The sequence below is a fragment of the Burkholderia sp. MSMB2157WGS genome (assembly GCF_001532755.1).
In the GTDB taxonomy this organism is placed as follows: Bacteria; Pseudomonadota; Gammaproteobacteria; order Burkholderiales; family Burkholderiaceae; genus Burkholderia.
Window position 1 is genome coordinate 85,950 of the sequence record NZ_LPJG01000002.1, and the last position, 25,010, is coordinate 110,959.

General features: G+C 67.1%; 22 protein-coding genes. 3 read left to right on the forward strand and 19 right to left on the reverse strand.

All coding sequences use genetic code 11. From position 1 onward, the window contains the following. Positions 1–33: 33 nt before the first annotated feature. The 11 genes from metW to argB all read right to left on the reverse strand — a co-directional run bounded on the left by metW (position 34) and on the right by argB (position 13,667). Positions 34–642 carry a methionine biosynthesis protein MetW gene (gene metW / locus WT53_RS00855; RefSeq protein WP_034208677.1) on the reverse strand — a complete coding sequence of 203 codons (609 nt, stop codon included), beginning with the start codon at positions 640–642 and terminating at the stop codon, positions 34–36. Next, a complete protein-coding gene (locus WT53_RS00860) occupies positions 639–1,784 on the reverse strand; it encodes a homoserine O-acetyltransferase (protein ID WP_034208676.1) in 1,146 nt (381 codons plus the stop codon). Before WT53_RS00860 ends, metW begins: the two co-directional genes overlap by 4 nt. A gap of 339 nt (positions 1,785–2,123) precedes the next feature. Continuing rightward, positions 2,124–4,961: an autotransporter outer membrane beta-barrel domain-containing protein gene (locus WT53_RS00865; RefSeq protein ID WP_230624939.1), complete on the reverse strand. Its 2,838-nt coding sequence runs from the start codon at positions 4,959–4,961 to the stop codon at positions 2,124–2,126. 134 nt (positions 4,962–5,095) lie between these two features. Beyond that, entirely contained in the window at positions 5,096–5,647 is a 552-nt protein-coding gene (locus WT53_RS33275; RefSeq protein WP_179948979.1) for a fimbrial protein, read from the reverse strand. A 120-nt stretch (positions 5,648–5,767) separates the two neighbouring features. Continuing rightward, entirely contained in the window at positions 5,768–6,316 is a 549-nt protein-coding gene (locus WT53_RS00870; RefSeq protein ID WP_034208675.1) for a fimbrial protein, read from the reverse strand. A 298-nt stretch (positions 6,317–6,614) separates the two neighbouring features. Beyond that, complete coding sequence (locus WT53_RS00875) at positions 6,615–9,242, reverse strand: fimbria/pilus outer membrane usher protein (RefSeq protein WP_230624938.1); 2,628 nt, start codon at positions 9,240–9,242, stop codon at positions 6,615–6,617. A 138-nt stretch (positions 9,243–9,380) separates the two neighbouring features. Continuing rightward, positions 9,381–10,145, reverse strand: coding sequence for a molecular chaperone (locus WT53_RS00880; RefSeq protein ID WP_052100363.1), 765 nt, complete (start codon positions 10,143–10,145; stop codon positions 9,381–9,383). Between the two features lie 104 nt (positions 10,146–10,249). Next, entirely contained in the window at positions 10,250–10,792 is a 543-nt protein-coding gene (locus tag WT53_RS00885) for a fimbrial protein (protein WP_034208674.1), read from the reverse strand. 543 nt (positions 10,793–11,335) lie between these two features. Then, positions 11,336–12,013 (reverse strand): nucleoid occlusion factor SlmA, encoded by a 678-nt coding sequence (slmA, locus tag WT53_RS00890; protein ID WP_034208673.1) that lies wholly within the window; start codon positions 12,011–12,013, stop codon positions 11,336–11,338. Further along, entirely contained in the window at positions 11,980–12,771 is a 792-nt protein-coding gene (locus tag WT53_RS00895) for an HAD-IA family hydrolase (protein ID WP_034208672.1), read from the reverse strand. Before WT53_RS00895 ends, slmA begins: the two co-directional genes overlap by 34 nt. Next, positions 12,768–13,667 carry an acetylglutamate kinase gene (argB, locus tag WT53_RS00900; RefSeq protein WP_006490510.1) on the reverse strand — a complete coding sequence of 300 codons (900 nt, stop codon included), beginning with the start codon at positions 13,665–13,667 and terminating at the stop codon, positions 12,768–12,770. The genes WT53_RS00895 and argB overlap by 4 nt, the downstream gene beginning before the upstream one ends. A gap of 294 nt (positions 13,668–13,961) precedes the next feature. On the opposite strand from argB, the gene WT53_RS00905 reads away from it, so the two are divergent. The 3 genes from WT53_RS00905 (at position 13,962) to WT53_RS00915 (ending at position 16,251) form a co-directional block, all read left to right on the forward strand. Continuing rightward, positions 13,962–14,186, forward strand: a complete 225-nt coding sequence (locus tag WT53_RS00905; protein ID WP_034208671.1) for a cysteine-rich CWC family protein — start codon at positions 13,962–13,964, stop codon at positions 14,184–14,186. A gap of 90 nt (positions 14,187–14,276) precedes the next feature. Next, positions 14,277–15,695 carry an ATP-binding protein gene (locus WT53_RS00910; protein ID WP_034208670.1) on the forward strand — a complete coding sequence of 473 codons (1,419 nt, stop codon included), beginning with the start codon at positions 14,277–14,279 and terminating at the stop codon, positions 15,693–15,695. Positions 15,696–15,708: 13 nt separating this feature from the next. Further along, positions 15,709–16,251, forward strand: coding sequence for a response regulator transcription factor (locus WT53_RS00915; RefSeq protein WP_006483687.1), 543 nt, complete (start codon positions 15,709–15,711; stop codon positions 16,249–16,251). A 216-nt stretch (positions 16,252–16,467) separates the two neighbouring features. Here WT53_RS00915 and hslU read toward each other — a convergent pair whose 3' ends face one another. The 8 genes from hslU to dapF all read right to left on the reverse strand — a co-directional run bounded on the left by hslU (position 16,468) and on the right by dapF (position 24,641). Next, positions 16,468–17,811 (reverse strand): ATP-dependent protease ATPase subunit HslU, encoded by a 1,344-nt coding sequence (gene hslU, locus WT53_RS00920; RefSeq protein ID WP_034208669.1) that lies wholly within the window; start codon positions 17,809–17,811, stop codon positions 16,468–16,470. Positions 17,812–17,821: 10 nt separating this feature from the next. Next, positions 17,822–18,358 carry an ATP-dependent protease subunit HslV gene (hslV, locus tag WT53_RS00925; protein WP_006760749.1) on the reverse strand — a complete coding sequence of 179 codons (537 nt, stop codon included), beginning with the start codon at positions 18,356–18,358 and terminating at the stop codon, positions 17,822–17,824. A gap of 237 nt (positions 18,359–18,595) precedes the next feature. Then, entirely contained in the window at positions 18,596–19,012 is a 417-nt protein-coding gene (gene dksA / locus WT53_RS00930) for an RNA polymerase-binding protein DksA (protein WP_006477498.1), read from the reverse strand. A gap of 495 nt (positions 19,013–19,507) precedes the next feature. Continuing rightward, complete coding sequence (locus WT53_RS00935) at positions 19,508–20,587, reverse strand: GTP-binding protein (RefSeq protein ID WP_034208668.1); 1,080 nt, start codon at positions 20,585–20,587, stop codon at positions 19,508–19,510. Between the two features lie 194 nt (positions 20,588–20,781). Then, positions 20,782–21,996, reverse strand: coding sequence for a class I SAM-dependent rRNA methyltransferase (locus tag WT53_RS00940; RefSeq protein WP_034208667.1), 1,215 nt, complete (start codon positions 21,994–21,996; stop codon positions 20,782–20,784). A gap of 76 nt (positions 21,997–22,072) precedes the next feature. Next, positions 22,073–22,993 (reverse strand): tyrosine recombinase XerC, encoded by a 921-nt coding sequence (gene xerC, locus WT53_RS00945; protein WP_034208666.1) that lies wholly within the window; start codon positions 22,991–22,993, stop codon positions 22,073–22,075. 13 nt (positions 22,994–23,006) lie between these two features. After that, positions 23,007–23,732 carry a DUF484 family protein gene (locus WT53_RS00950; protein ID WP_034208665.1) on the reverse strand — a complete coding sequence of 242 codons (726 nt, stop codon included), beginning with the start codon at positions 23,730–23,732 and terminating at the stop codon, positions 23,007–23,009. A gap of 39 nt (positions 23,733–23,771) precedes the next feature. After that, positions 23,772–24,641: a diaminopimelate epimerase gene (gene dapF, locus WT53_RS00955; RefSeq protein ID WP_034208664.1), complete on the reverse strand. Its 870-nt coding sequence runs from the start codon at positions 24,639–24,641 to the stop codon at positions 23,772–23,774. Positions 24,642–25,010: the final 369 nt, after the last annotated feature.

Below are 25,010 nucleotides of genomic sequence, written 5' to 3' on the forward strand. Positions count from 1 at the left end.
GCGGGCCGGATCTTCCGTCAACGGCTCCCCGGCTCAGCTGCGCTTGACGCGATAGACAGCAAGACTACCACGCCAGTTCGCTCCCCATCGAATCGGCTGGCCTTCGTGCAGCACGACGCGGTCGAGGATCGTGACGCCGACCTCGGGCGCGAGCGCCTCGAAATCCTTGATCGTCAGCACCCGCACGTTCGGTGTGTTGTGCCACTGGTACGGCAGCGATTTCGACACCGGCATGCGGCCCTGCAGCACCGACAGCCGGTGCGACCAGTAGCCGAAGTTCGGGAACGACACGATGCACTCGCGGCCGACGCGCGCCGTTTCGCGCAGGATCGCGGCCGTCTGGTGGATCGTCTGCAGCGTCTGCGACAGGATCGCGATGTCGAAGCTGTGATCCTCGAACAGGCGCAGGCCGTCCTCGAGGTTCTGCTGGATCACGTTGATGCCGTTCTTCGCGCTGGCGAGCACGCCCGCGTCGTTCAGCTCGATGCCGTAGCCGGTGACGTCCAGCTCCTCCATCAGCAGCGCCAGCAGCGAGCCGTCGCCGCAGCCGAGATCGAGCACGGTCGAGCGCGGCTCGACCCAGCGGGCGATCGTGCGGAAGTCCGCGCGCGCGGACAGGGAATTCAGCGCTTGCTGGTTCATGCTCCCACCTCGAGGGCGATTCGTTCGTAATACGCACGGATCAGGTTGTGATAGCGCGCGTCGTCGAGCAGGAACGCGTCGTGGCCGTGCGGCGCATCGATTTCCGCGTAGCTGACCGTGCGCTTGTTGTCGAGCAGCGCCTTCACGATCTCGCGCGAGCGCGCCGGCGCGAAACGCCAGTCGGTCGAGAAGCTCGCGATCAGGTATTTCGCCTGCGTGTGCGCGAGCGCGGCCGTCAGGTTGCCGTCGAACGCCTTCGCCGGGTCGAAGTAATCGAGCGCGCGCGTGATCAGCAGGTAGGTGTTCGCGTCGAAGTAGTCGGCGAACTTGTCGCCCTGGTAGCGCAGGTACGACTCGACCTCGAATTCGACGTCGAAGCTGAAGTTGTACGCATCGAGCGCGCCGTCCGCACGGCGCAGCGCGCGGCCGAATTTCTCGGCCATGTCGTCGTCCGACAGGTAGGTGATGTGACCGATCATCCGCGCGACGCGCAGACCGCGCTTCGGCTTCACGTCGTGTGCGTAGTAGTCGCCGCCGTGGAAATCGGGATCGGACAGGATCGCCGAGCGCGCGACTTCGTTGAACGCGATGTTCTGCGCGGACAGCTTCGGCGTCGACGCGATGTCGATGCAGTGCGCGACGCGCTCCGGATACATCAGGCTCCATGCGAGCGCCTGCATCCCGCCGAGGCTGCCGCCCATCACCGCGGCGAAGCGCTCGATGCCGAACGCATCGGCGACGCGCGCCTGCGCGTGCACCCAGTCCTCGACGGTGACGACCGGGAAGCGCGCGCCGTACGGCTTGCCGGTCGACGGATCGATGCTCATCGGGCCGGTCGAGCCGAAACACGAGCCGAGGTTGTTCACGCCGATCACGAAGAAGCGGTTGGTGTCGAGCGGTTTGCCCGGCCCGACCATGTTGTCCCACCAGCCGGTGCTGCGCGGATCGTCCGCGTAGACGCCGGCGACGTGATGCGACGCGTTCAGCGCGTGACAGACGAGCACCGCGTTCGAGCGCGCGGCATTGAGCTCGCCGTACGTTTCGACGACGAGCTGATAGTTGCCGAGCGCGCTGCCGCTTTGCAAGCGCAGCGGTTCGGCGAAATGCATGGTCTGTGGAGCGACGATGCCGATCGATTCCATTCGTTCCGCCTTATGACTGGGCGGCTAAACGGTGTCGGCGAGGCGCGGAGTCGGAGATGCGCGGCTGACGACCTCTTTAGCCGCATTTGTAGTGAACCGCCGGGACGAAGACGAAACCTGGGCCCCGGCCGGTTCGCGCGCCCGCAATCGAGTCAGCAAATCGGCGCGCTTCCGACCTGCCGCCACCGGGCGGCAAGTCGGCAAAGTATAGCGGAAATTGCGCGGAACGCCGATTCGGGCGCGCGAGGGGCGCTCGTCGGCCCCGTGTCGACGCCGGGCCGGCGAGAGGCGGCGCCTGGCCGTCGTCGGCATGAAGCGGGAAGCCGGGACCGTACCGCGTCACCAGCGGTACTTCGCCGCGAGCTCGCCCTTGACCACCGCATAGTCGGACAGGTTCGCTTCCACGCCGAACCCGGCCGAGATCGCGAAGCGCTTCGACAACTGGCCTGTCGCACCGATGCGGAACGCCGCACGATCGCGCGGCACACTGAACGAGAACGCGTTGCGATCGAGCGTCAGTGATCGCGAGCCGGGGCCATGCCACCAGTTCGCCTCGACGAACGGCCGCAACTCGCGCCCGGACGGCATTGCGGTTACACCGTGCACGCGTACGCCGAGCCGGGTCAGCACGTCGGTCGAGCCTTGCCCGTCGAGACGGCCGCCCGGTGTGTCGTGCGCGGCCGCGCGATAGTCGGACACGACGAGTTGCGCCTCGGGTTCGACGAAGAACCGCGAATCGCCGCGTTCGTAGAACGGGATCGAATAGCCGGTCTCCACCGATCCCGTCACGGTGCGAGAGCGGTACGAATCGCCGGCGAGGCTGCCGCCGACGCTGTTCGCGTACGCGCCGTACATGACCCACGTATCGACGTACGGGCCGGACAGGATGTCGCGATTGCCGTACCACGTGCCGTACAGCCCGACGTTGTAGCCCGCGACGCTGCCGCGCGCGGTGGCGTCGGCCATGCGGTGCGTTGCCGCGTTCCACAGCGGGCGGGTCGACCAGCTCGTCTGGCTGCCGTACATGCCCATCGCGCCGACGCGCAGGCTGCCGCCGCGGCCATCGTCGAAGCGGAACAGGTCGGCGCCCGCGTGGATCAGGCGGCCGTTGCCGGACACGCTGCGCGCGCCGCCGGACATCGACGTGAACTGGCCTTCGGCGCGCAGCCACACTGCGCCGTCGAGCGGGCCCGACGTCGAGCCGGCGGTGCGCAGCGTGCGGTCCTCGCGTTGATGCAGGCTGTGGATCGCCATCATCGCGGCCGCGTCGGCGTTCGCCAGATACGCGTCGGGTTCCGGCGCGACGGCGCGCGACGGAGGCGACGGGGGCGATGGCGTCGTCTCCGGCGAGTTGCCGTCGTTGCCCTCTGGCGGCAGCGGTGGCACAGGCGGCCGAGGCGGTTCGGGCTTCGCGGCCGATACGAGATACCAGTCTTCCGCTTGGCCGCCGTGCCCGCCGCGCGCGAGCATGTAGTCGTAGCCGCCGGCCGACAGCGTGCCGAAACCTTGACGGTAGCCGTCCGACGCCGCGTCGAGCGCGAATGCCGACGTATCCGTCGTGCCGCCATTGCGCGTTTCGACGACCGGAATGCCGATCGTCGTCTGCGCGCCGTCGCCGCCGGCGTGCTTGACGACGATGTTCGTGTTGCCCGACGCATGGCCACCGTCGATCACGAGCTTGTCGGTCGGCGACGCATCGTCGCTCAACGTCGTATGGATCAGCAGCTTGCCGTTATGTGCCGCGTAGTCGCCGTTGACGACGAGCCTGCGTGGAGCGCCTGGGACATCCGGAGGCGTGAACGCGATCGTCGAGTCGTTCAGCGCGACGGACGCGACCGTGGAATTCGCGGTGACGAACCATAGACTGTCGGCGTCGAGCGACAGCGCGCGCACGGCGTCGGTTGCGCCGGCCCATACGGCGGCGCGAGACAGCGCGACGTCGGTGACCGCGTGCGTCGCGCTGCCGTCCTCGGTCGGAAGGTTCACGATGTCGCCCTCCGCCTGCGAGCCCGTATCGAGCGTCAGGCGTACGGGTGCGCCGGATTCCGCGTCTACCGCCAGCAGCGTGCCGTTGCCGCCTGCGATGCGCGTGCCGTTGCGCAGCGAAATGACGGCCTCGGACGCGTCGATCGCGCTGTGCTGCGTGCTGACGAGCGTGCTGCCGTCGGCCGTCAGCGTGCCGCCGTGGACGCTTGCGGCCGACGCGCCGGCGCCGGTCGCGAGCACGTCGGCGCGCTGCAGGTCGATCGTGCCATTGACGATGGCACGCAGCGCGGCGGCACGCTTGCCGTGGGTCTCGACGCTCGTGTCGGCGAGGGAGACGAGGGCGCCCGTACCGCCCGCGTACACGCCGAAGGCGCGCTCGCCGCTCGTCGCGATGCCGCCGCGCGTCATTGCGATCCGGCCGCCGTTGAGCGCGAGTACGCCCGCCGAGCGTTCGCCGGTTGTCGTCACGCGCGTATCGATCGCGTCCACGACCGGTGTGTCCGCATACTCCTTCGATGCGTAGAGTCCGTGCGAACTGGTGCCGTGGGTGACGACGTTCGTGCGCGCGAGTTCGACATGACCCTCGCGCGTATCCACGCCGAGCGCGGCATAGCCGTCGGTTTCCAGGTGCGAGTCGCCGAATGTGACCGAGGAAGCTCCCGGCAGGAACAGGGCCGACGCATAGTTTCCGGCGGTACGGATGTCGGTGCGGCTGAGGGTGGCGCGTGCGCCGTCATAGCTGATGCCGAGGCCGTAGGCGAAGTCGCCGCCGGTGCGGATCAGCGTGCGTGCGACGTCGATCGTGCCGCCCGGCACGCCGGTCGCGATGATGCCGTATGCTTCCTTGCCGCGCGTCACGATCACGCTGTCGTCGATGTCGAACCGGCTGTTGCGGTCGGCGAGGGAGACGCCGTGCCCGTAGGCTTGATCGGTATCGATGGAGATGCGTTCCGCGGACACGCTGGCGCCGACGCGGGCCTCGATACCGGCGCTGGAACTTCGCGTCCGGATTTCCGTGTCCCGCAGTTCGATGCGCGAGCCGGCCCCCCATGCCGAGGCACCCGGTGCGGCGTGGCCGGTCGAGAACAGGCGCGTTTTGCCGGTGGTGACCAGCAGGCCGCCGTTGATGGCCGTCAGTACGGGCTGGCCATGCCCGGTCGTCGAGTAGTCGCCCGGCACAAGTTCCAGCACGGTGCCGTCCGCCCTCTGCGGGCCGCCGCCGCTGACCTGGGCCGATGACGGCAAGGGCATCATCGCGCCGGCGAGCAGCGCGGAGTGCGCGATACGCCGGCGGGCGCGCGCTAGAAAAAATGGAAATCCGTCGTTCACCCGTTCACCTCGATTGCACTTGAATGGGTGAAAATTAAACCGATCAGGTGATGCGCGAAATTGGACGAGTTCGAATTTTGCAGTCTGTTCGATCGCACGACCTCATCGTCTTCGCCGGAAGTGCGGCGACGGGGCGGGATTCGTGCACAAGCATGAGCTCCGGCGGGAGGTAGCCAATGGACCCATGCGACTACTGGTAGCTCGTCGTGAACGTCGCGACACCCTTGACCGTTCCGGCGGAAACCGGGCCAGTCGCGATGTATTGCGCACGCAGTGGAATATTGGTCGTCGTCGGGCGCCCTGCCGACGTACCACTGGTTCGGATTGCCGGCCACGCGCGAATCGGGACCGTAGCCTACCGGCGAGCCGTTTCGGAGAATGCGCAGTTTTACGCCTTTTGCGGTGGAGGCGGGGGCCAGCGTCAACTGATCACTCGTGTTGGCGGGGGCGGTCAGGTCGGTGAGCGTCACATACAGGCTCGCGCCGGACTGACATTTCAGGCCGATGTTGAAGCCCGTGTCGCCTGTGGCGGCGCCGATGGAATCCAACTGACGCGTGACGGATCCCGTGGATTCGCGATTCGCGAAAAACAAGCGCGACGCGCGGGCCGCAGTGTGCCCGCGCGCCAGGAGACGATCCGGCGCGCGTGGTGCGCGCCGGCGTGTCGATTACTGATACATGATCGAGTACATCACCGACGTATTCACCGTACCCGCCGATGCACCGCCACCCACGGCGACGTATTGCGCGTAGTAAGGCAGCGTGGCCGACCCGTTCGCCAGATCAACCGGGATCGAGTTTTCCTGCGCCTTGCCGAGATTGATCTGGCTGTAATCGGAACCGTTGAGCAGGGTGATCTCGATGTTCTTCGCCGTACCCGACGCGTTGAACAGCTGGCCGGTCGTCGAGTTGACGGTCGTGCCTGCCTCGAAGTGGGTGTAGACCTTGCCCGAGGCCGGCGCGCAGTTCTTCAGGCCGATGTTGAATGCAGTCCGGCCTGCGGTCGAGCCGCCGACGCCGAGTGCACTCGTCGAGACCTTCGGCATCTGGACCGTGAAGTCCTTGCCGCCGCCGGCGCCGTTGCCCTCGATCGTGCACGTCTGCGTGCCGACCGCGCCGGTGACAGTGATCGTGCCGTCGGCTGCGTGTGCCATCGTCGGCAGTGCGGCGGCGGCGGCCACGGTCAGTGCTGCGATGCTGGAGAATGCGAGTTTCATATCAATTCCTGTAGGACGTGAGGCAATAAACAAACGGATTCCGTCTTCGCGGCACCTGCATGTCGTAGCCGACGATGCGGGGATACGGGACTTCCTCCAACGATTGTCTTTCGATCTTCAACTGCTCTGGACTGCGAATCGAAAGACGATTGAGGCCGGCGGCTAGGCGACGGCCTGTCGGAAAGCGGCCAGCATGCTCCTGGAATGGCAGGACGCTCTCCGCGATGCTTGTGTCGAGATCATTCGGCGGCTTCGCTCGACGAAGCCGTACGTGCACGTCGACGGCCCGACCTTGCGCTCAATCACCATCTGGCGCGGCCGCGGTAATCGGGCCATCCGATTGGCCGGCCTTCGGTACGCCGTAGTCGCAAACCGCCTCGGCCCGCTCGTACCCGAGCGCTTTGTTCGATGCCGTCGGCAGGCGGTAGGTGAGCGAGCAGACGTCGGTCGCGCGGTTACCCCATTTCGCGGTCAACGCACTGTCGTTCTCCAGACCGCGGACGAACAACGCGCCGCCCTGGCCGACCATCCCGATCGTCTTGCCTTGCGCATCGGTCACGACGCTCCCGAACGGCACGGTCGCGCCGTTGGGCTGACGAATGGTCAGCAGTGCCGCGCGCCCGCTCACCGTCGCAAACTTGATCTTCACCACGGAGTTGGCGCGCGGCGCGATCTGCTCGCTCGTCGATTGCATTTCGACATCCAGCGGAATGCCCTTCGGGTCGAGCTCGATCGTGTTCATCTGGTACGGGGTGAGGTACGGCAATACCGCATAGCCGCGCCCGTCGATCTTCACGTCCGTACCGTTCATCACGCGTGCGCCCTTCGCGCCCTTGGCCTCGATGATCGCGACCGTGTCGCCGAGATCGTTCGCGAGCGTGACGCCGCCCGCGTGGACGACCAGCGCGCCGGACATGCCCGCGGACACGCTCGAATAACCCTTGCCGCCGCTGGCGCTGCCAGAGAAGGAGGCATACGGGCTGCGGTACTGTGCGTTGCCGCCGCCGCTTGTCGAGCCGGACGCATGGCTCGCGTTGAAACCGTAGGAGAACGCGTGGGTCTCGCCGAGCGTGCCGGTCAGCGACATCTGCTGGGACGTGCCGCTTTGGTTGTCGCGTGCGATGCTCGTACTCAAAGTCGGCGCGTGCGTGCGGCGGCCGAGCGGGACCGACAGGTTCGCGAACACCTGATTCGACAACTGGCCCGTGTAGCCGTCGCGTTGCCGTGAGACCGACACGTTGTAGCTCAGGTTGACCCCGAACACGCGCATGCTGTTGTTGTAGCCGAGCTGGAATTGCGTCGTCGTACCGTGACGGTTCCAGTAATTGACCGACGATCCCACCGCGTACACGCTGCCGCGCGCTTCGCCGAGATCCTGGTTCAGCGTCAGCTGGACCTGGTTGCGCTGGCGGTACACGTCGTTCGGATCGCGGTTCGACGCCGCTTCCTGGCGGGCGTACAGCGCGTCGCGCATTCCCCAGTAGCCGCTCGACGAGTAGCGGTAAGCCGCGACCGCGATGTTGGTGCCGGTCGTTTCAAGGAACTTGCTGTAGCTCACCCGAACGCTTTGCCCGCTCGTGGACCGCGCACCGGGAATATTTGCGTTGGCCTGCGTGACGTCGACCGCGATCGCGCCGATCCGAGTGTTGAACGCGGCGCCGACGAGGCCGGCGAGGTAGTTTTCCGCGACGATCGCGCCGACATAGCCGGTGATCAGGTTACTGATGCCGCGCTGATAGGTGCCCTGCACGAAATTCGGATGGCGATCCAGCTGGGATTCGCGTACCTGTCCGAGCGCGACGCTGTAGCGCGAGACGCCCGGGCGCAGCGACTGCGCGACCGCCGCATACGGCACCGTGAAGCTGTTCTTGTGCCCGTCGGCTTCGGTCACGGTGACGAGCAGGTCGCCGCCGTAGCCGGTCGGGTACAGGTCGTCGATCTGGAACGGCCCTGGCGCGACCGACGTTTCGTACAGCACGTTGCCGTGCTGCGATACCTGGACATGCGCATTGCTCGCCGCCACGCCGCGGATCAGCGGCGCGTAGCCGCGCATCGAATCCGGGAGCATCCGATCGTCGGTGGCAAGCGTGATGCCGCGCATGCCGATGCTGTCGAGCAGCGAGCCGTCGGTATACGCCTCGCCGATCTTCAACTGGCTGCGCCATGCCGGCAGATCGCGCTGAACGTACGTGTTCATGCTCTGGTAGCGATTGTCGCCACGCGATTGCGCGGTATAGGTGCCGTTGTGCCGGAAATGCCAGTTCCCGATGTTCACGCCGCCGACGAGGCCGAGGTACCCCTGCGTGCTTTCGTAGCCCGACGACGAATTGCGGAACACGTTCGCGTCGTAGCGCAGCGTCGCGGACGGCACGCCCGAGTCCCACAGCTCGGGGCTGACGTATCCGCGCGGATTGCGCAATACAGCCGCCTGCGGAATGCTCACGTTGAGGCGGAATTCGGACATGTCGAATTCATACGAGGCTTCGTCGACCAGCTTCGCGACGTCCGTGCATGTACCGTCTGCCTGCACGCGCGCCAGTTCGGCGCGCCCGGGGACGGTCAGTGCCTGGTCGTCCAGGCCGAGCCGGGCGACCAGGCCGCGATCGAAGCACGGCTTGGCGCTCGCCACACCCGCTTCCGCGCTGAACCGCACGGTCGAACGGCCGCGCCAGTCCCCGTTCACATGGAGGTCGACCAGATAGTCGCCCGGCGGGACCGGATTGCCTTTGGAGAAGCGCTCGAGGTCGAGCTGCTGCCCGCGCGGCTTCATCATCAACGTGTCGTTGAAGTGAACCTGGGCGACCGTGTAGCCCCCCGCCGGGCCGGTTTGCGTGTCCGCCGCGCGGACCTCGACGCCCCAACTGGCAAGTGCCGCAAGCACGCACAGGTAGCCCGGCTTGAGCGCTACTCGCCCGATGGCCGGCAACGGCGCTATTCGATGATTCGCTCGCATGAATTAAACATTTTGATGCCGCATCGTCATAACGCGAGCGACGGTTTTCCTGCGGCGATGCGATCGCCGCTTCTTCGGTCCTTTCGGGATGTATCGGGCTAGGCGGCTGCCTCAGCGCGTTGGCTTCGGTGCGTAGCGGCCTTCGACGCCGGCGCCGTAATCGTTGAGAAATGTGTAATCGACCTGAATCGGCCCGGTGGGCGCCGACGGCACGTTGCCGACATCGAATTGCGCGGTCGATTTCGGATCGACCATGCCGCCCTGGTCGTTGGTCCAACTTGTGCTGCCGGCCTTGACGGCCAGCTTGCTGAACGTCACGTGGTACGGCGTCGGATTGTTCGCTTCCAGCACGTAGCCGCCACCGGGCTTCGGTGCGAAATGCCAGCTCACCTTTTCGGCCGATTCGTCGGCGACGCCCTGCAGCGAAGCTGGGCGGAAGAACAGCTTGATGCGCGAACGGAACGCGAGTTGCAACAGATTCGGCGCGTCGGGGTTGTCGGCCATCTGGGGTGGAACGTCGAGCACGTTCAGCCAGTACAGCGTCTCCCTGTCTTGCGCCAGCGGCTCTTGCGTATAGATCAGCCGCAGGCTCTGCCCTTTCTTCGGATCGAGGCGGAACAGCGGCGGCGTCACAGTGAACGGGACTTTCGTGTCGTCCGGCAGCGCATTTGCATTGCCGTCGTCCACCCAGCCCTGCACGAGCGACGGTCGATCGCCGTCATTGGTCAGCTTGACCGTGACTTCGCGTTCCTTTTCCGGATACACGACGCGCGTACCGCTGATCACGACGCTCGCATCCGCCGCCGCCGGGCCGAGCAGCGACGCGGCCAGCATCGCGCCGGTCGCACCGATGCGCCAGTTTTTCCGTCTGTTCATCGCTGATTTCTCCCTGGTTTGAACATCGAAGGCATGCGCTTGCATACCTCGTCGGCCCGGATCCGCGATCCGCCGCGAATCCGGGCTGCCGGACCGAGTCCGCGTTACTGGTAGGCGATCGAATACATGACCGACGTGTTCACGGTGCCAGCCGTGGCCGCGCCGCCCATTGCGACGTACTGCGCCGCGTATTCGAGTTCGGCCGAGCCGCCCGTGATCGCGACCACCTGCGAGTTTTGCTGAGCTTGTGCGGCGCCGAGCTTGATGCTCGAGCCGTTCTTGTTCAGCAGGCCGATCTCGACGTTCTTCGCCGTGCCCGTTGCATTCAGCAAATTGCCGGTGCCGGCGTTCACGGTCGTGCCCGGCTCGAAGTACACCGAGACGTTGCCCGAGCCGCCCGTGCAGTTGGTCAGAGAGAGCTTGAAGGGCTTGCGGCCGGCCGTCGTGCCCGTCGAGGACAGCGCGGACGTCGACACGGTGGGCAGGTCCACGGTGAAATCCTTGCCGCCGCCGTTGCCCGAGATCGAGCAGGTTTGCGACGTGATTTCACCCATGAACGTGATCGTGCCGTCTGCTGCGTGGGCCGACGACGCCGCGGTGACGAGACCCGCTGTTGCCAGCAAAATGGAGAGTGCTTTCTTGGACATGTAAGTACCTGTTTGAAATGGTCTTGCGTCGAAAGACGACGCACCGACGTTTCCTTCGCGCTGTCGCCGACCACTGGAGCGCGTGCCGAAAGCAGCGGTGGGAAACAGCCCACATTGTTTCCAAGTAAGCAGTTTGAAAAAATTGGACGATTCTGAAGGTGACGTGGAATTGACTAGTACGCGTACTAATTTTCTTCAGATAGCGTCAACCCGACGGAATACGATTGCAACCGTTACAAGGATTTGACGTTGTCGAATCCGTATGCGGCGTGATGTCCGGACGGGACGATCGGCGCAAATGATCCGGACTGCGAAATGTTTGCCGTGCCCGGGCGTGGTACGGAAAAGGTATCGACGGTGCTTTCCATTAGCAGAACGTATCGTCTGCGACTGCGCCAAGGGCCCGGCGGCGAATCCGGCGTGGCTTTGCGTGGTGAATCGGCGATACAGGGCGCGGGCCGGGCGTGCCGACACCCGCCCGGAGGCGGCACGCCCGTCAATCTGCGCGCCGGCGGGCGCCGGCGCAGGCCGTGCGCGGGAACGTTACTGCAGAATCAGGCGCAGATGCGCATCGGCCTGTTCGCCGGGCGCGTGCGCGAAGCCGCTGCGCTCGAAGCGATGCCAGCAGCCGATCACGTAGCTGACGAGCAGGCTCGCCCGCACGGCCGGATCGTAATCGCCGGGCAGCGGCACCGCATGGGCGCCATCGCTGCCGCCGTCGCGGCGCGCGCGCGCGTCGAGCAGCGCGACGCGCAGGCTCTGCTTCACGGTCGCCTCGATCCGCTCGAGTATCCGGTCGACCCGTTCGGCGAGCCGTTCGTGCTCGCCGACCAGCGCCTCGCCCGTCAGTACGCGTGTCATCCCGGGGTTCTTCGCGGCGAAACCGAGCAGCATCAACGCGATCGCGCGTGCCTGCATGACGCCGTCGGGCTCTTTCGCGGCGATCTGGTTGATCAGCCGGAAGACGGTTTCCTCGATGAATTCGATCAGGCCCTCGAACATCTGGGCCTTGCTGGAGAAGTGGCGATAGAGTGCCGCCTCCGACAGGTCGAGCCGCGCCGCGAGCGCGGCCGTCGTGATCTTCTCGCGCTTCGGCGCCTCGAGCATCGACGCGAGCGTCTGCAGGATGTGCACGCGGCGCTCGCCCGGTTTCGGGCGGGCGCGGCCGGCGACGGTGTGGTCTTCGGTTACGGCTTGGTCCTGCGGGTGAGTCGGCTGCATTTTTGTCGCCCCGATCGAGTGCCCAGTCGCAGCGATTTTAACGAACGAATGCGCTGGTCGACGTAATGCGGCCGGCCCGTGTTCGGCAAATGGCTCGGGAGGTGGCCCGTGATCCATACCGTGCCGACGCCGAGGCGCTTGTAGCGCTTGAGGTGGCTGCGCGTGTCCTCGACGAGAATCGCGTCTGCCAGCCGTGCATGCGCGGCGCGCAGCGTCCGGCGCAGCATCGCGTGGTCGGGCTTCGCGCGCCACGTGCGGCGGTCGCGCATGTGCTCGATCGCGATCACGCGCTCGAACAGCCGCTCGATGCGCAGCTCGCGCAGCACCGCGCGCGCGTAGTTCTCCGGCGCGTTGGTCAGCACCAGCTTGCGACCCGGCAGCGCGGCGACGATGCGCGCGAGGCCGCGCTCGGCGCGCACCATCGCGGGCAGGTCGGAAAACGTGTGGACCACGCGCAGGAAGTCGTGCGGATCGATCGGGTGATGGCGCGTGAGGCCGAGCAGCGCGGCGCCGTAGCGCGCGGTGTAGCCGGTGCGCAGGCGATCGGCTTCGGCGCGCTCGACCTGCAGCGCGTCGACGATGTATTGCGTCATCGCACGGTTGATCTCGGGAAAGATCGCGTGCGACGCGTGATGAAGCGTGTTGTCGAGATCGAACAGCCAGACCGGCGCGCCAGCGCGCGGCCGGTGGCGCGAGATGCGCCGGCGCCGCAGCGGAGCCGGCAGGTGGGGGCCGGCAGGCGGGCGGCGCGCGCTCAATGCGAGCGGATCATCGTGCCGAACGGCTGCTCGGTCAGGATTTCCAGCAGCACCGAATGCTCGATCCGGCCATCGACGATGTGCACCGACTTCACGCCGCTCTTCGCGGCGTCGAGCGCTGACGAGATCTTCGGCAGCATGCCGCCGGAGATCGTGCCGTCCTCGAACAGCGCATCGATCTCGCGCGCGGACAGATCGGTCAGCAGGTTGCCGTCCTTGTCCATCACGCCCGGGATGTTGGTCATCATCAGCAGCTTCTCGGCGTTCAGCACGGTCGCGAGCTTGCCCGCGACGAGATCGGCGTTGATGTTGTACGACAGGCCGTCTTCGCCGAAGCCGATCGGCGAGATCACCGGAATGAACGCGTCGTCCTGCAGCGCCTTCACGACCGCCGGGTTGATCGCCTCGACTTCGCCGACCTGGCCGATGTCGATGTACTGGCCCGGGTTGTCGCGGTCCGGCATCAGCAGCTTGCGCGCGTGGATCAGGCCGCCGTCCTTGCCCGTCAGCCCCACCGCATGGCCGCCGAAGTGGTTGATCAGCATCACGATGTCCTGCTGCACTTCGCCGCCGAGCACCCATTCGACGACTTCCATCGTCTCTTCGTCGGTGACGCGCATGCCCTGGATGAAGGTGCCGGCCTTGCCGATCTTCTTCAGCGCGTGATCGATCTGCGGGCCGCCGCCGTGGACGATCACCGGGTTGATGCCGACCAGTTTCAGCAGGATCACGTCGCGCGCGAAGCCCTGCTTGAGCCGCTCTTCCGTCATCGCGTTGCCGCCGTATTTGATGACCACGGTCTTGCCGTGGTAGCGACGGATGTACGGCAGCGCCTCCGCGAGGATTTCTGCTTTCAGCGTGGGGGCGATCTGCGAGAGGTCGATGGGCTCGGACATGGCGGCGGCTCTGGCTGGGAACGGTTGAAACAGGGCGAATTGTACAGGAGTGGCGCAGCGCAGCATCGGGTTTTTGGGCCGGCCGGAACACCGGCGGCGCGGCGCGGCATCGCACGCGGCGGCCCGCCGGCTATGGCGCGGCACGATTCGGGGCGCCGTCGCGCGGCGGGCGCCGGCGGACGGGCGCGCATGCGTTGACGGGCGACCGCGGCCGGGCGGCCGGCGTGCAAAATTCAGCCGCCGCGCTATGCTTGTCGCGTGGGGCGATGTCCCGCCCGCTTCCGCGATCGCGTCATGACCGATTCCGCCGCCGACGCCCGTTCCGTCCCGCGCCGTGCGCGCTGCCCGCACTGCGGGCGCGGCTTCGACTGCGGCGCGCACACGCAGCCGTTCGACTGCTGGTGCGCGTCGATGCCGATGCTGCCCGGCGGCACGCCGCCCGCGGCCGGTGCGCGGTGCCGATGCCCCGAGTGTCTGGCCGACGAGATCGCGCAGCGCATGGCCGGCGAGGCCGGTTGACGCGGCTCGCCGCGCACGCGTGCCGCCCGTTCGCACGCGCGGATCCGGCCCCGCTAGGGGCGCCGGGCGCTAAACGGGTAAACTGCCCGGATGCAACGAATCACCACCACCGGGCGCGTCAACCTCAGTCACCTGTTCTGGCTCCGCAATCTCGCGATCATCGGCCAGCTCGTGACGATCGGCGTCGTGCAGACCTATTTCGGCGTCCATTTGCCGCTGCCGGCGATGCTGATGGTCATCGCGCTCGAAATCGTTTTCAACGCGCTGACCTGGGTGCGCGTGCTGCGCGCGCGGCCCGAGACCAATTTCGAGCTGCTCGGCCAGCTGTGGGTCGACCTCGGCGCGCTGTCCGCGCTGCTGTTCCTGTCGGGCGGCACGACCAATCCGTTCGTGTCGCTGTACCTGCCGTCGCTCGCGATCGCGGCGGCCGTGTTGCCGTGGCACCTGATGATCTGGCTCGCGGCGTTCGCGGTCGCGTGCTACGCGGCGCTGGGCTTCGATTCGGTGCCGCTCAACATGGACAACCCGGCGAACCTGTTCGATTACTACCGGACCGGCATGTGGGCGAACTTCATGGTCAGCGTCGGGCTGATCGCGTGGTTCGTCGCGCGCATGTCGAATGCGCTGCGCCAGCGCGACGCGGCGCTCGGCGAGGCGCAGCAGCACCTGCTGCGTGACGAGCGGGCCGTCGCGCTCGGCGTGCAGGCCGCCACCGTCGCGCACGAAATGGGCACGCCGCTGTCGACGATCGCGATGCTCGCCGAGGAGTTGCGCGACGCGGCGCGCGCCGATCCGGGGCTGGCGCGCTACGAGGCCGACCTGAAGGTGCTCGAGGAACAGATGACGCTCTGCACGTCGGCGCTCGCGCGCCTGCGCAGCCGCGCGAGCGCGCCGGCGAGCCGCCAGCCGGTGGACGACTGGCTCGACACGTTCGTCGAGCACTGGCGTCTGCGGCATCCGCACGTGCAGTTCGAGCTGCTCGGCGCGCGCCCGTCGGGCGTCGCGCTCGACGATACGGTCGCGGCCGGCCAGATCCTGACGATCCTGCTCGACAACGCCGCGCGCGCGAGCCCGCAGCGCGTGACGCTCGCCGCGAAGGTCGCGCACGACCGCGCGACCGACGAAATCGAATTCGAGGTATGCGACGACGGGCCCGGCATTCCGGCCGCGCTGCGCGAATCGCTCGGCGCGATGCCGGTCGACAGCACGCAGGGCGGGCACGGCGTCGGCCTGTATCTCGCGTTCAGTGCGGCCGCGCGGCTGGGCGGCGAGATCGAACTGTCCGACGTCGCGCCGCGTGCGGCCGGCGGCAACGGCCGGGCGGCCGGTGCGGCGAATGGCCACGCGGCGGCCGCATCGGGACAACGCACGGGTGCACGTGCGGCCGAACGGCCAGCCGGCACGCCGGACGGCCGGACGGCCGGTGCCGCGGCCGGGCGCGGCACGCGGGCCGTGCTGCGCCTGCCGGTCGCGCGTGTCGCGATGCCGGCTGCCTCAACCAACACGTAGACGGAGAAACCCCATGAGCGAGAACAATTTCCTGGTGATCGACGACAACGAGGTGTTCGCGGGCACGCTCGCGCGCGGCCTCGAGCGCCGCGGTTACGCGGTCCAGCAGGCGCACGACAAGGAGGCGGCGCTCCGGCTCGCCGCAGGCGGCAAGTTCCAGTTCATCACCGTCGACCTGCATCTCGGCGAGGATTCGGGGCTGAGCCTGATCGCGCCGTTGTGCGACCTGCAGCCCGATGCGCGGATTCTGGTGCTGACCGGCTACGCGAGCATCGCGACCGCCGTGCAGGCCGTGAAGGAGGGCGCCGACAACTACCTCGCGAAGCCCGCGAACGTCGAGTCGATCCTGGCCGCGCTGCAGACCAACGCGACCGAAGTGCAGGCCGAAGAGGCGCTCGAGAATCCGGTCGTGCTGTCGGTCGACCGGCTCGAATGGGAGCACATCCAGCGTGTGCTGGCCGAGAACAACAACAACATTTCGGCGACCGCGCGGGCGCTGAACATGCACCGCCGCACACTGCAGCGCAAGCTCGCCAAAAAACCGGTGCGGCAATAAGCGGCGCGGCGCCGGCGCGCACGCACGCCGGGTGGCACGAGCGGCACGGGCGTCGCGCGATGCGATTCGGGAGCGACGCAACGCGACGCGCTACGGCGCAGCCGCGCGGCGCTGTCCGGCAGGAAGCCGCGAGCGCGGCCACGGGCGCGCGCCAACGAAAACGGGCGGCCCCGCTCACCCGCGGGGCCGCCCGTTTCGCTTTCGCCGCCGCGCGCGTTACAGCACGTAGCGCGACAGGTCTTCGTCCTGCGACACTTCGCCGAGCGCGCGGTCGACATACTGCGCGTCGATCGTCACGCGCTCGCCGGCGTGGTTGCCGGCCGAGAACGACACTTCCTCGAGCAGCTTCTCGATCACCGTGTACAGCCGGCGTGCGCCGATGTTCTCGGTTTTCTCGTTGACCGCGAACGCGATCTCGGCGAGGCGGCGGATGCCGTCTTCCGCGAATTCCAGTTCCACGTCTTCGGTGGCGAGCAGCGCCTGGTACTGCTTGACGAGGCTCGCGTCGGTCGCGACGAGGATCGCTTCGAAGTCGTTGACCGACAGCGAATCGAGCTCGACACGGATCGGGAAGCGCCCCTGCAGTTCGGGAATCAGGTCGCTCGGCTTCGCGAGGTGGAAGGCGCCGCTCGCGATGAACAGGATGTGATCGGTCTTCACCATCCCGTACTTCGTGTTGACCGTCGTGCCCTCGACGAGCGGCAGCAGGTCGCGCTGCACGCCCTGGCGCGACACTTCGCCGCCGCTGCCTTCGTTGTTGCGCGACGTGATCTTGTCGATCTCGTCGAGGAACACGATGCCGTTCTGCTCGACGTTCTGCACGGCCTTCGTCTTCACTTCCTCTTCGTTCAGCATCTTCGCCGCTTCCTCGTCGGTCAGCAGCTTCAGCGCTTCCTTGATCTTCACCTTGCGGCGCTGCTTCTTGCCGCTGCCGAGGTTCGAGAACATCGAGCGGATCTGCTCGGTCATCTCTTCCATCCCCGGCGGCGCCATGATGTCCATGCCGACGGTCGGCTGCTCGAGGTCGAGCTCGACTTCCTTGTCGTCGAGCTGGCCTTCGCGCAGGCGCTTGCGGAACGTCTGGCGCGTCGCGTTGTTGTCGTCGTTCGCGTGCTCGGCATTGCCGCCGAAGCCCACCGCGCGCGGTTGCGGCAGCAGGATGTCGAGGATGCGGTCTTCGGCCTGGTCGGTCGCCTTGCTGCGCACCTTGCGCATTTCGGATTCGCGCGTCTGCTTGACCGAGATCTCGATCAGGTCGCGCACGATGCTGTCGACGTCGCGGCCGACGTAGCCGACTTCGGTGAACTTGGTCGCTTCGATCTTGATGAACGGCGCATCGGCGAGCTTCGCGAGGCGGCGCGCGATTTCGGTCTTGCCGACGCCCGTCGGCCCGATCATCAGGATGTTCTTCGGGGTGATTTCCTGGCGCAGCGGCTCGGCGACCTGCTGGCGGCGCCAGCGGTTGCGCAGCGCGACGGCGACGGCCTTCTTCGCCTTCGCCTGGCCGATGATGTGCTTGTCGAGTTCCGAGACGATCTCGGCAGGGGTCATGGTGCTCATGGTGCGGTCCTTACTCGATCGTTTCGATGATGCGGTTGTGGTTCGTGTAGATGCACATGTCGCCGGCGATCTCGAGCGATTTCTCGACGATCTCGCGCGGCGACAGCTCGGTGTTCTCGGCGAGCGCGCGGGCCGCCGCCTGCGCGTACGCGCCGCCCGAGCCGATCGCGCAGATCCCGCCTTCCGGATCGAGCACGTCGCCGTTGCCGGTGATCACGAGCGTGGTGGTCGCATCGGCCGTGATCAGCATCGCCTCGAGGCGGCGCAGCATCCGGTCGGTGCGCCAGTCCTTCGCGAGCTCGACGGCCGCGCGGGTGAGATTGCCCTGGTGCTTCTCGAGCTTCGCCTCGAAGCGGTCGAGCAGCGAGAACGCATCGGCGGTGCCGCCCGCGAATCCGACCAGAACCTGGTTGTTGTAGATCCGCCGCACTTTCCGCGCGCCACCCTTCATGACGATGTTGCCGAGGGTTACCTGGCCGTCGCCGCCGAGCGCGACCTTGTCGCCGCGCCGGACCGAAACGATGGTCGTGCCGTGAAATTGCTCCATCTGCGTTCCTTGAGAAAAACGGGGAAGAGTCGGGCGGCGCGAGGGGCCGCCGCGTGAATCCGCGGTGCGCCGGGAAGCGGCCCGGCGCACGTCCGTTTCATTTTAGGGCGGGCGCCGGGATATCAAGAGGGGGAGGCAAATCGGCCGGCGGTCGGGAGCCGGCGCCGGAAAAACAAAAAGCGCGCGGCAGGCCGCGCGCTTCCGGGAAGCAGCGTGTCTGAGCGGAATGCCGCTCGATCAGTCGCCGAACAGCTTCTGGCGCAACTCGCGGCGCTCCTGCGCCTCGAGCGACAGCGTGGCGGTCGGACGCGCGAGCAGGCGCGGAATGCCGATCGGTTCGCCGGTTTCCTCACACCAGCCGTAATCGCCGGAATCGATGCGGGCGAGCGACTGCTGAACCTTCTTGAGGAGCTTGCGTTCGCGATCGCGCGTACGCAACTCGAGCGCGTGCTCTTCCTCGATCGTCGCGCGGTCGGCGGGATCGGGGACGATCACCGTCTCGCGCAGGTTCTCGGTCGTCTGGCCTGCATTCTTGAGGATGTCCGCCTGCAACTGTTCGAGCCGATTTTTGAAGAAGGCGAGCTGATCCTCATTCATGTAATCCTTGTCGCTCATCTTCAGGATTTCGGCTTCGGTCAAGAGTTTCTTCGTCATCTGCTTGCTTCTTCAATGTGCGGCAAATCAAGAGATAGTGCCTGCACTTTGGGATTACCCGCAACCGCGCTTGCAATCATTTGCGATTTGCCGCCGCGGGGCCGAAAGCCTCTGGAAACCGGTTCTCAAATACCAGGGATAGGCCTGGCGCTGATTTGCGCGCGCTGCGAACCGGTGTGCTGCGCGGCAGATCGCATCGGCCGCGGCCGGGAGGCGGATGGGCGATCCGGCGCGGTTGCGATGCCCGGATAACTGGTTCAGCAAGAACCGGGCCTGTTTGTTGCCGTACTCCAGCGGGCACGTATTGTAACTGAATCGCAAGCGGGCGCCGTATCGGGTCGATCCCCGTCGGCCACGCCAATATCTTGAAAATATAACGCGCAAATCGCGAAAAAGCGATGACGACGAAACCCTGCCCGGAAAAGGCGCCGCGCGGCTGCCGCGGCCGCCTGCGAAGGCGGCCGGGCAACGGTGGCGGGCAGGCGCCCGCGCGGATCAGGCGAGGCAGGCGTCGAGGCCGTCGGTGATCAGGTCCTGCGGCAGGTCGACGCCGATGAACACCATCTTGTTGGTCTTCTTCTCGGCCGGCAGCCACTTGGCCGCGAGGTCGCTGCCCATCATCTGGTGCACGCCCTGGAACACGACCTTGCGGTCGACGCCCTTCATGTACAGCACGCCCTTGTAGCGCAGCATCCGCTCGCCGTAGATCTGCAGGATGCCGCCGAGGAAGTCTTCCAGCTTGTTCGGATCGAACGGGCGGTCGTTGCGGTACACGAACGACTTGATCTTGTCGTCATGGTGCGCGTGGTGGTGGTCGTGGTGGCCATGGCCGTGATCGTGCGCGCATTGGCCGTGATCGTGGTCGCAATCGGCGTGATCGTGATCATGGTCGTGATCGTGGTGGGCGTGCGCGTGATCGTCCTCGGCGAGGAAATCGGGATCGATCTCGAGCTTCGCGTTCAGGTTGAAGCCGCGCAGGTCGAAGATTTCCTTGATGTCCGCTTCGCCGAAATTCACGATCTTGATCGCGGCCTTCGGGTTCATGTGCATCAGGCGGTGCTTGAGGCCGGCGACGGTCTCGCCGTCGACCAGGTCCGACTTCGTGATGAACAGGCGGTCGGCGAAACCGACCTGGCGCTGCACCACTTCGTGTTCGTCGAGCTGAGCGTTCGCGTGCTTCGCGTCGACCAGCGTGATGACCGCGTCGAGCAGGAAATCGTCGGCGATTTCGCTGTCGATGAAGAAGGTCTGCGCGACGGGGCCCGGGTTCGCGAGGCCGGTCGTCTCGATCACGATGCGGTCGAAGTCGAGCTTGCCTTCGCGCTTTTTCGCGGCCAGATCGCCGAGCGCGCGGGCAAGGTCGCCGCGGATCGTGCAGCAGATGCAGCCGTTGCTCATCTGGATGATCTGCTCGTTCGAATCCTGCACGAGGATTTCGTTGTCGATGTTCTCTTCGCCGAACTCGTTCTCGATCACGGCGATCTTCATGCCGTGCTGTTCGTTCAGGATGCGCTTGAGCAGCGTCGTCTTGCCGCTGCCGAGGAAGCCGGTAAGGATGGTGACGGGAGTGGCCATGTCGGTCGCCTGTGGTTCGTGAATCGGGGTCAAAACCAGGATGTGCGTCGCGCCCTCGCGCTGCGAGCCGGGGCGCACAACCATCCATTGAAACATACCTGTCAAGCCCCCGCCCGTCGTCCGGACGACAGGCGAAAGCGCTGTGCCGCCAACCGGGCGGGGCGGACGCGGTCGTCCGCGCTAGATCGGGGCGATCAGACGATTTGCAACAGCAGGCCCTTCAGATATTCGCCCTCCGGGAACGCGGCGAGCAGCGGATGATCGACGCCCGCGCCGAGCCGCTTCAGGATGCGCGCGTCGACCTTCGCGTCGGCGGCCGCGCCCGCGACGATCTTCTGGAACAGGTCCATGTCGATCGCGCCGGAGCACGAGTACGTGAACAGCAGGCCGCCCGGGCGCAGCAGCCTGAAGCCGCTCAGGTTGATGTCCTTGTACGCGCGGGCCGCGCGATCGACGCTGTCGCGCGTCGGCGCGAACTTCGGCGGATCGAGCACGATCAGGTCGAAACGCTCGCCTTCGTCGACGAGGCGGCGCAGCGTCTTGAACGCATCGGCATCGAGCCAGGTCGCGCGCGCCGCGTCGAAGCCGTTCGCCACGACGTTCTGCTGCGCGAGCGCGAGCGCGTCGCCCGACGAGTCGATCGACACGACGCGTTTCGCGCCGCCCTTGAGCGCCGCGAGCGAGAAGCCGCCGGTGTAGCAGAAGCAGTTCAGCACGTCGCGGCCGGCCGCGTACTGCGCGACGAGCGCGCGGTTGTCGCGCTGGTCGACGTAGAAGCCGGTCTTGTGGCCGTTCGGCACGTCGACGTGATAGCGCACGCCGTTTTCGTTCGCGATCAGCGTCGCGGGCGGCGCGTCGCCGGCCAGCACGCCGGTCGTCTGCTCGAGCCCTTCCTTGTCGCGGATCGACACGTCCGAGCGCTCGTACACGTTCGGGCAGCCGGTCGCGCCGACGAGCGCCGCGACGATCGCGTCCTTCCACGCTTCGACGCCGGCCGCCATGAACTGGCATACGAGCTGGCCGCGCGGCGTCGCGCCGGCTTCGGCGGTATCGGCGACGTAGTGGTCGACGATCAGCCCCGGCAGCCCGTCGGCTTCGCCGAACACGAGCCGCACCGCGCCCGTGCCCGACACCATCGTCGTGCGGTGCGCGACCGCGCGCTGCACGCGGCGCTTGAAGAACGCGTGATCGATCGGCTCGTTCTCGTCGAAGCTCCACACCCGCACGCGGATCTGCGACTGCGGGCTGTACGCGCCGCGCGCGAGAAAGCGGCCGTCGTGCGCGCGCACGAGCACGGTCGCGCCGGGGGCGGGCTTGCCGTCGACGCGGTCGATCGCATTGGCGTAGATCCACGGATGGCGGCGCAGCAGCGATTTTTCCTTGGACGGCTTGAGGGTGACGGTTTGCATGATGAGATCGAAAGGGGCCGGGCGCGACGCCGGCCGATGCCGGCCGCCGCGCGCGGCGGGTAACACGGGACGCGCGTCAGTCGCGCTTCTTCGCGCGCGGATGCGCGCTGTCGTAAATTTTCGCGAGATGCTGGAAGTCGAGCGACGTATAGATTTGCGTCGCGGCGACGCTCGCGTGGCCCAGCAGTTCCTGCACCGCGCGCAGGTCGCCGCTCGACTGCAGCACGTGCGTCGCGAACGAGTGGCGCAGCACGTGCGGGTGGACGTTGGCGGGAATGCCGGCGGCGAGCGCCGCGCGCTTCACGCGTTCGCGCACGACGCCCGGCGACATCCGGTTGCCGCGCACCGACACGAACAGCGGATGCGGATCGTGCTTCACGAATTCGCCGCGCACCGCGAGCCACGCGTTCAGCGCGTCGATCGCCTTGCGGCCGACCGGCACCTTGCGCTCCTTGTTGCCCTTGCCGCGCACGGTGACTTCGGCTTCGGCGAGATCGAGCCAGCCGGCCGAGCGGTAGCCGTCGGCCTGCACGTACCCGACATCGAGCCCGACCAGTTCGGCGAGGCGCAGCCCCGACGAATAGAACAGCTCGAGGATCGCGTGGTCGCGGACGCCTTCGGTCGTTTCGGGCAGCGGCGTATCCATGAGGGCGACCGCATCGTCGACCGACAGCGCTTTGGGCAGCGATTTCTCGCGCTTGGGCGCGCGTACCCCGGCCACGGGATTCGCGGGCATCTCGATGCGCTGCGCGAACCAGCGATAGAACGCGCGCCATGCGGAAAGCCGGTGCGAGATCGAGCGCGCGGACAGCCCGGCCGCGTGCGCGCGCACGACCGCGCCGCGCATGTCGGCGGCGGTCAATGCTTCGAGCGGGCGGCCGGCCGCGAGCTTCTTCAGTTCGTCGAGTTCGTGCGCGTACCCGCGCAGCGTGTGTTCCGACAGCTGCCTGACGTGCTTCAGGTTCGACAGGTAGGCGGCGATCGGATCGTCGGTCATCGCGTGCGGCGAATCAGTGCGGCAGCAGGCGCGTGAGCGCGGCGCTCGCGAGCGTCGCGATCTGCGCGAGGAAGTCGGTGGCCATCCCGTCGTGGAAGCGGCGCGGATCGGGCGAACCGAGCACCAGCAGGCCGAACGCGGGCGCGTCGTTGCCGGCGAGCGGCGCACGCAGCGCGAGCAGCGCGACCGATGCGGCCGAGCCGTCGCCGGCCGGCGCGGCTTCGGCGCCCTCCGCCGCGCTCGCGGCCGGGGCGGCGAGCGCGGGCGCGAGCCACTGGGCGGCCTCGAAGCCCGTGTTCGCGCCGCAGTACGGCGTCGACAGGCCGTTCGTGAACAGGCGCACTTCCTCGCCGACCTGGCGTGCGAAGTCGGCTTGCGCGTAGGTGTCGGCCACATCCCACACGCGCACCGCCGTTTGCGGCACGTCGAACACGTCGGCGATGCCGTCGGCGATCGTGCGCGGCAACGCGTACGGATCGCGCTCCGCGATCACGCGCGCGGTCCAGCGGCTGAACTTCGCGGACAGGCTGTCGTTCTCGTGCCCGTAGCGCACGAGCTCGGCGAGCCGGCGTTCGAGATGCTTGTTCTTGTCGCGCAGCATCTCCATCTGCCGCTCCTGCAGCGAGATCGCGGCCTTGCCGTGCGGGTTCGCGAGACGGATCGTCGCGAGCAGCTCGGCGTGCTGCGCGAAGAATTCGGGATTGGCGAGCAGGTAGTCGGCGACTTCGCGATCGTTCATGTGGCTGGAGCGTTCAGTGTTGTCAAGGACGTTGCAGGGTCAGGCGGTCAGGTCGATCTCGCCTTCGAACACGGTCGCGGCGGGGCCGGCCATCGTCAGCGCGGCGGCTTCGTCGCGCGCGCCGTCCCAGCCGATCGTCAGCGTGCCGCCGTGCGTGTGCACGGTCACGGGCGAATCGAGCAGGCCGCGCCGGATGCCGGCCGCGACCGCCGCGCACGCGCCGGTGCCGCACGCGAGCGTCTCGCCCGCGCCGCGTTCGTACACGCGCAGCTTCACTTCGCGGCGCGACACGATCTGCATGAAGCCGGCGTTCACGCGCTGCGGGAAGCGCGCATGGCGCTCGATCAGCGGGCCTTCTTCCAGCACCGGATACGCTTCGGCGTCGTCGACGACCTGCACCGCGTGCGGGTTGCCCATCGACACCGTCGAGATCCAGCGCGTCGCGCCGCCGACGTCGAGCGGCCACAGCGTGTCGTTGCCGTAGGCCCGGCCGTCGAGGCCCGATGCATCGAACGGCACCTGCGCCGGCGCGAACACGGGCGCACCCATGTCGACGACGACTTCGCCGTTGTCCTGCATCGTCAGCGTGATCAGGCCCTTCATGACCTGCACGCGCACGCTGCGCTTGTCGGTCAGGCCGCGGTCGCTGACGAACTTCACGAAACAGCGCGCGCCGTTGCCGCAGTGCTCGACCTCGCCGCCGTCGCAATTGAAGATCCGGTACTTGAAATCCGCGCCGTCGACGGTCGGTTTCTCGACCAGCAGCAACTGATCGGCGCCGATGCCGAAGTGGCGGTTGGCGAGCGCGCGCACCTGCGCGTCGGTGAGCGGCGGCAGCGCGCGCGAATAGCCGTCGAGCACGACGAAGTCGTTGCCCGCGCCGTGCATCTTGGTGAACGAGAGTTTCACTGGGTCCGGAATTCCATGGCGAACGAGGCGGTCGGCACGGACGGCCGGCGGCCACGCCGGGGCGGCCTCGTTCGTCGTGCTGATCTCAACCGCAAATGATACATGCAGCCGACAGGGGCGTCCTGCGTGGGCGACCGGTTTGTACCGCGGGCGAAGGCGGGCAGGGAGCGGTATCTGCCGATCGGTCGACTGGTCGCATGCGAGGCGGGTGGGCAAATTGGTGCGGTGTGGCGAACCTGTCACGGCGGGCGCAAGGCTCGGCGAAAACAGCGGATGAGCGGGACGCGCACTTTCGTACAGGTCAAATTGACAGCGCAATCAAGCGATTCGTATAGTGTGGCTATACGCATGGGCCATGCTGTCGGCATC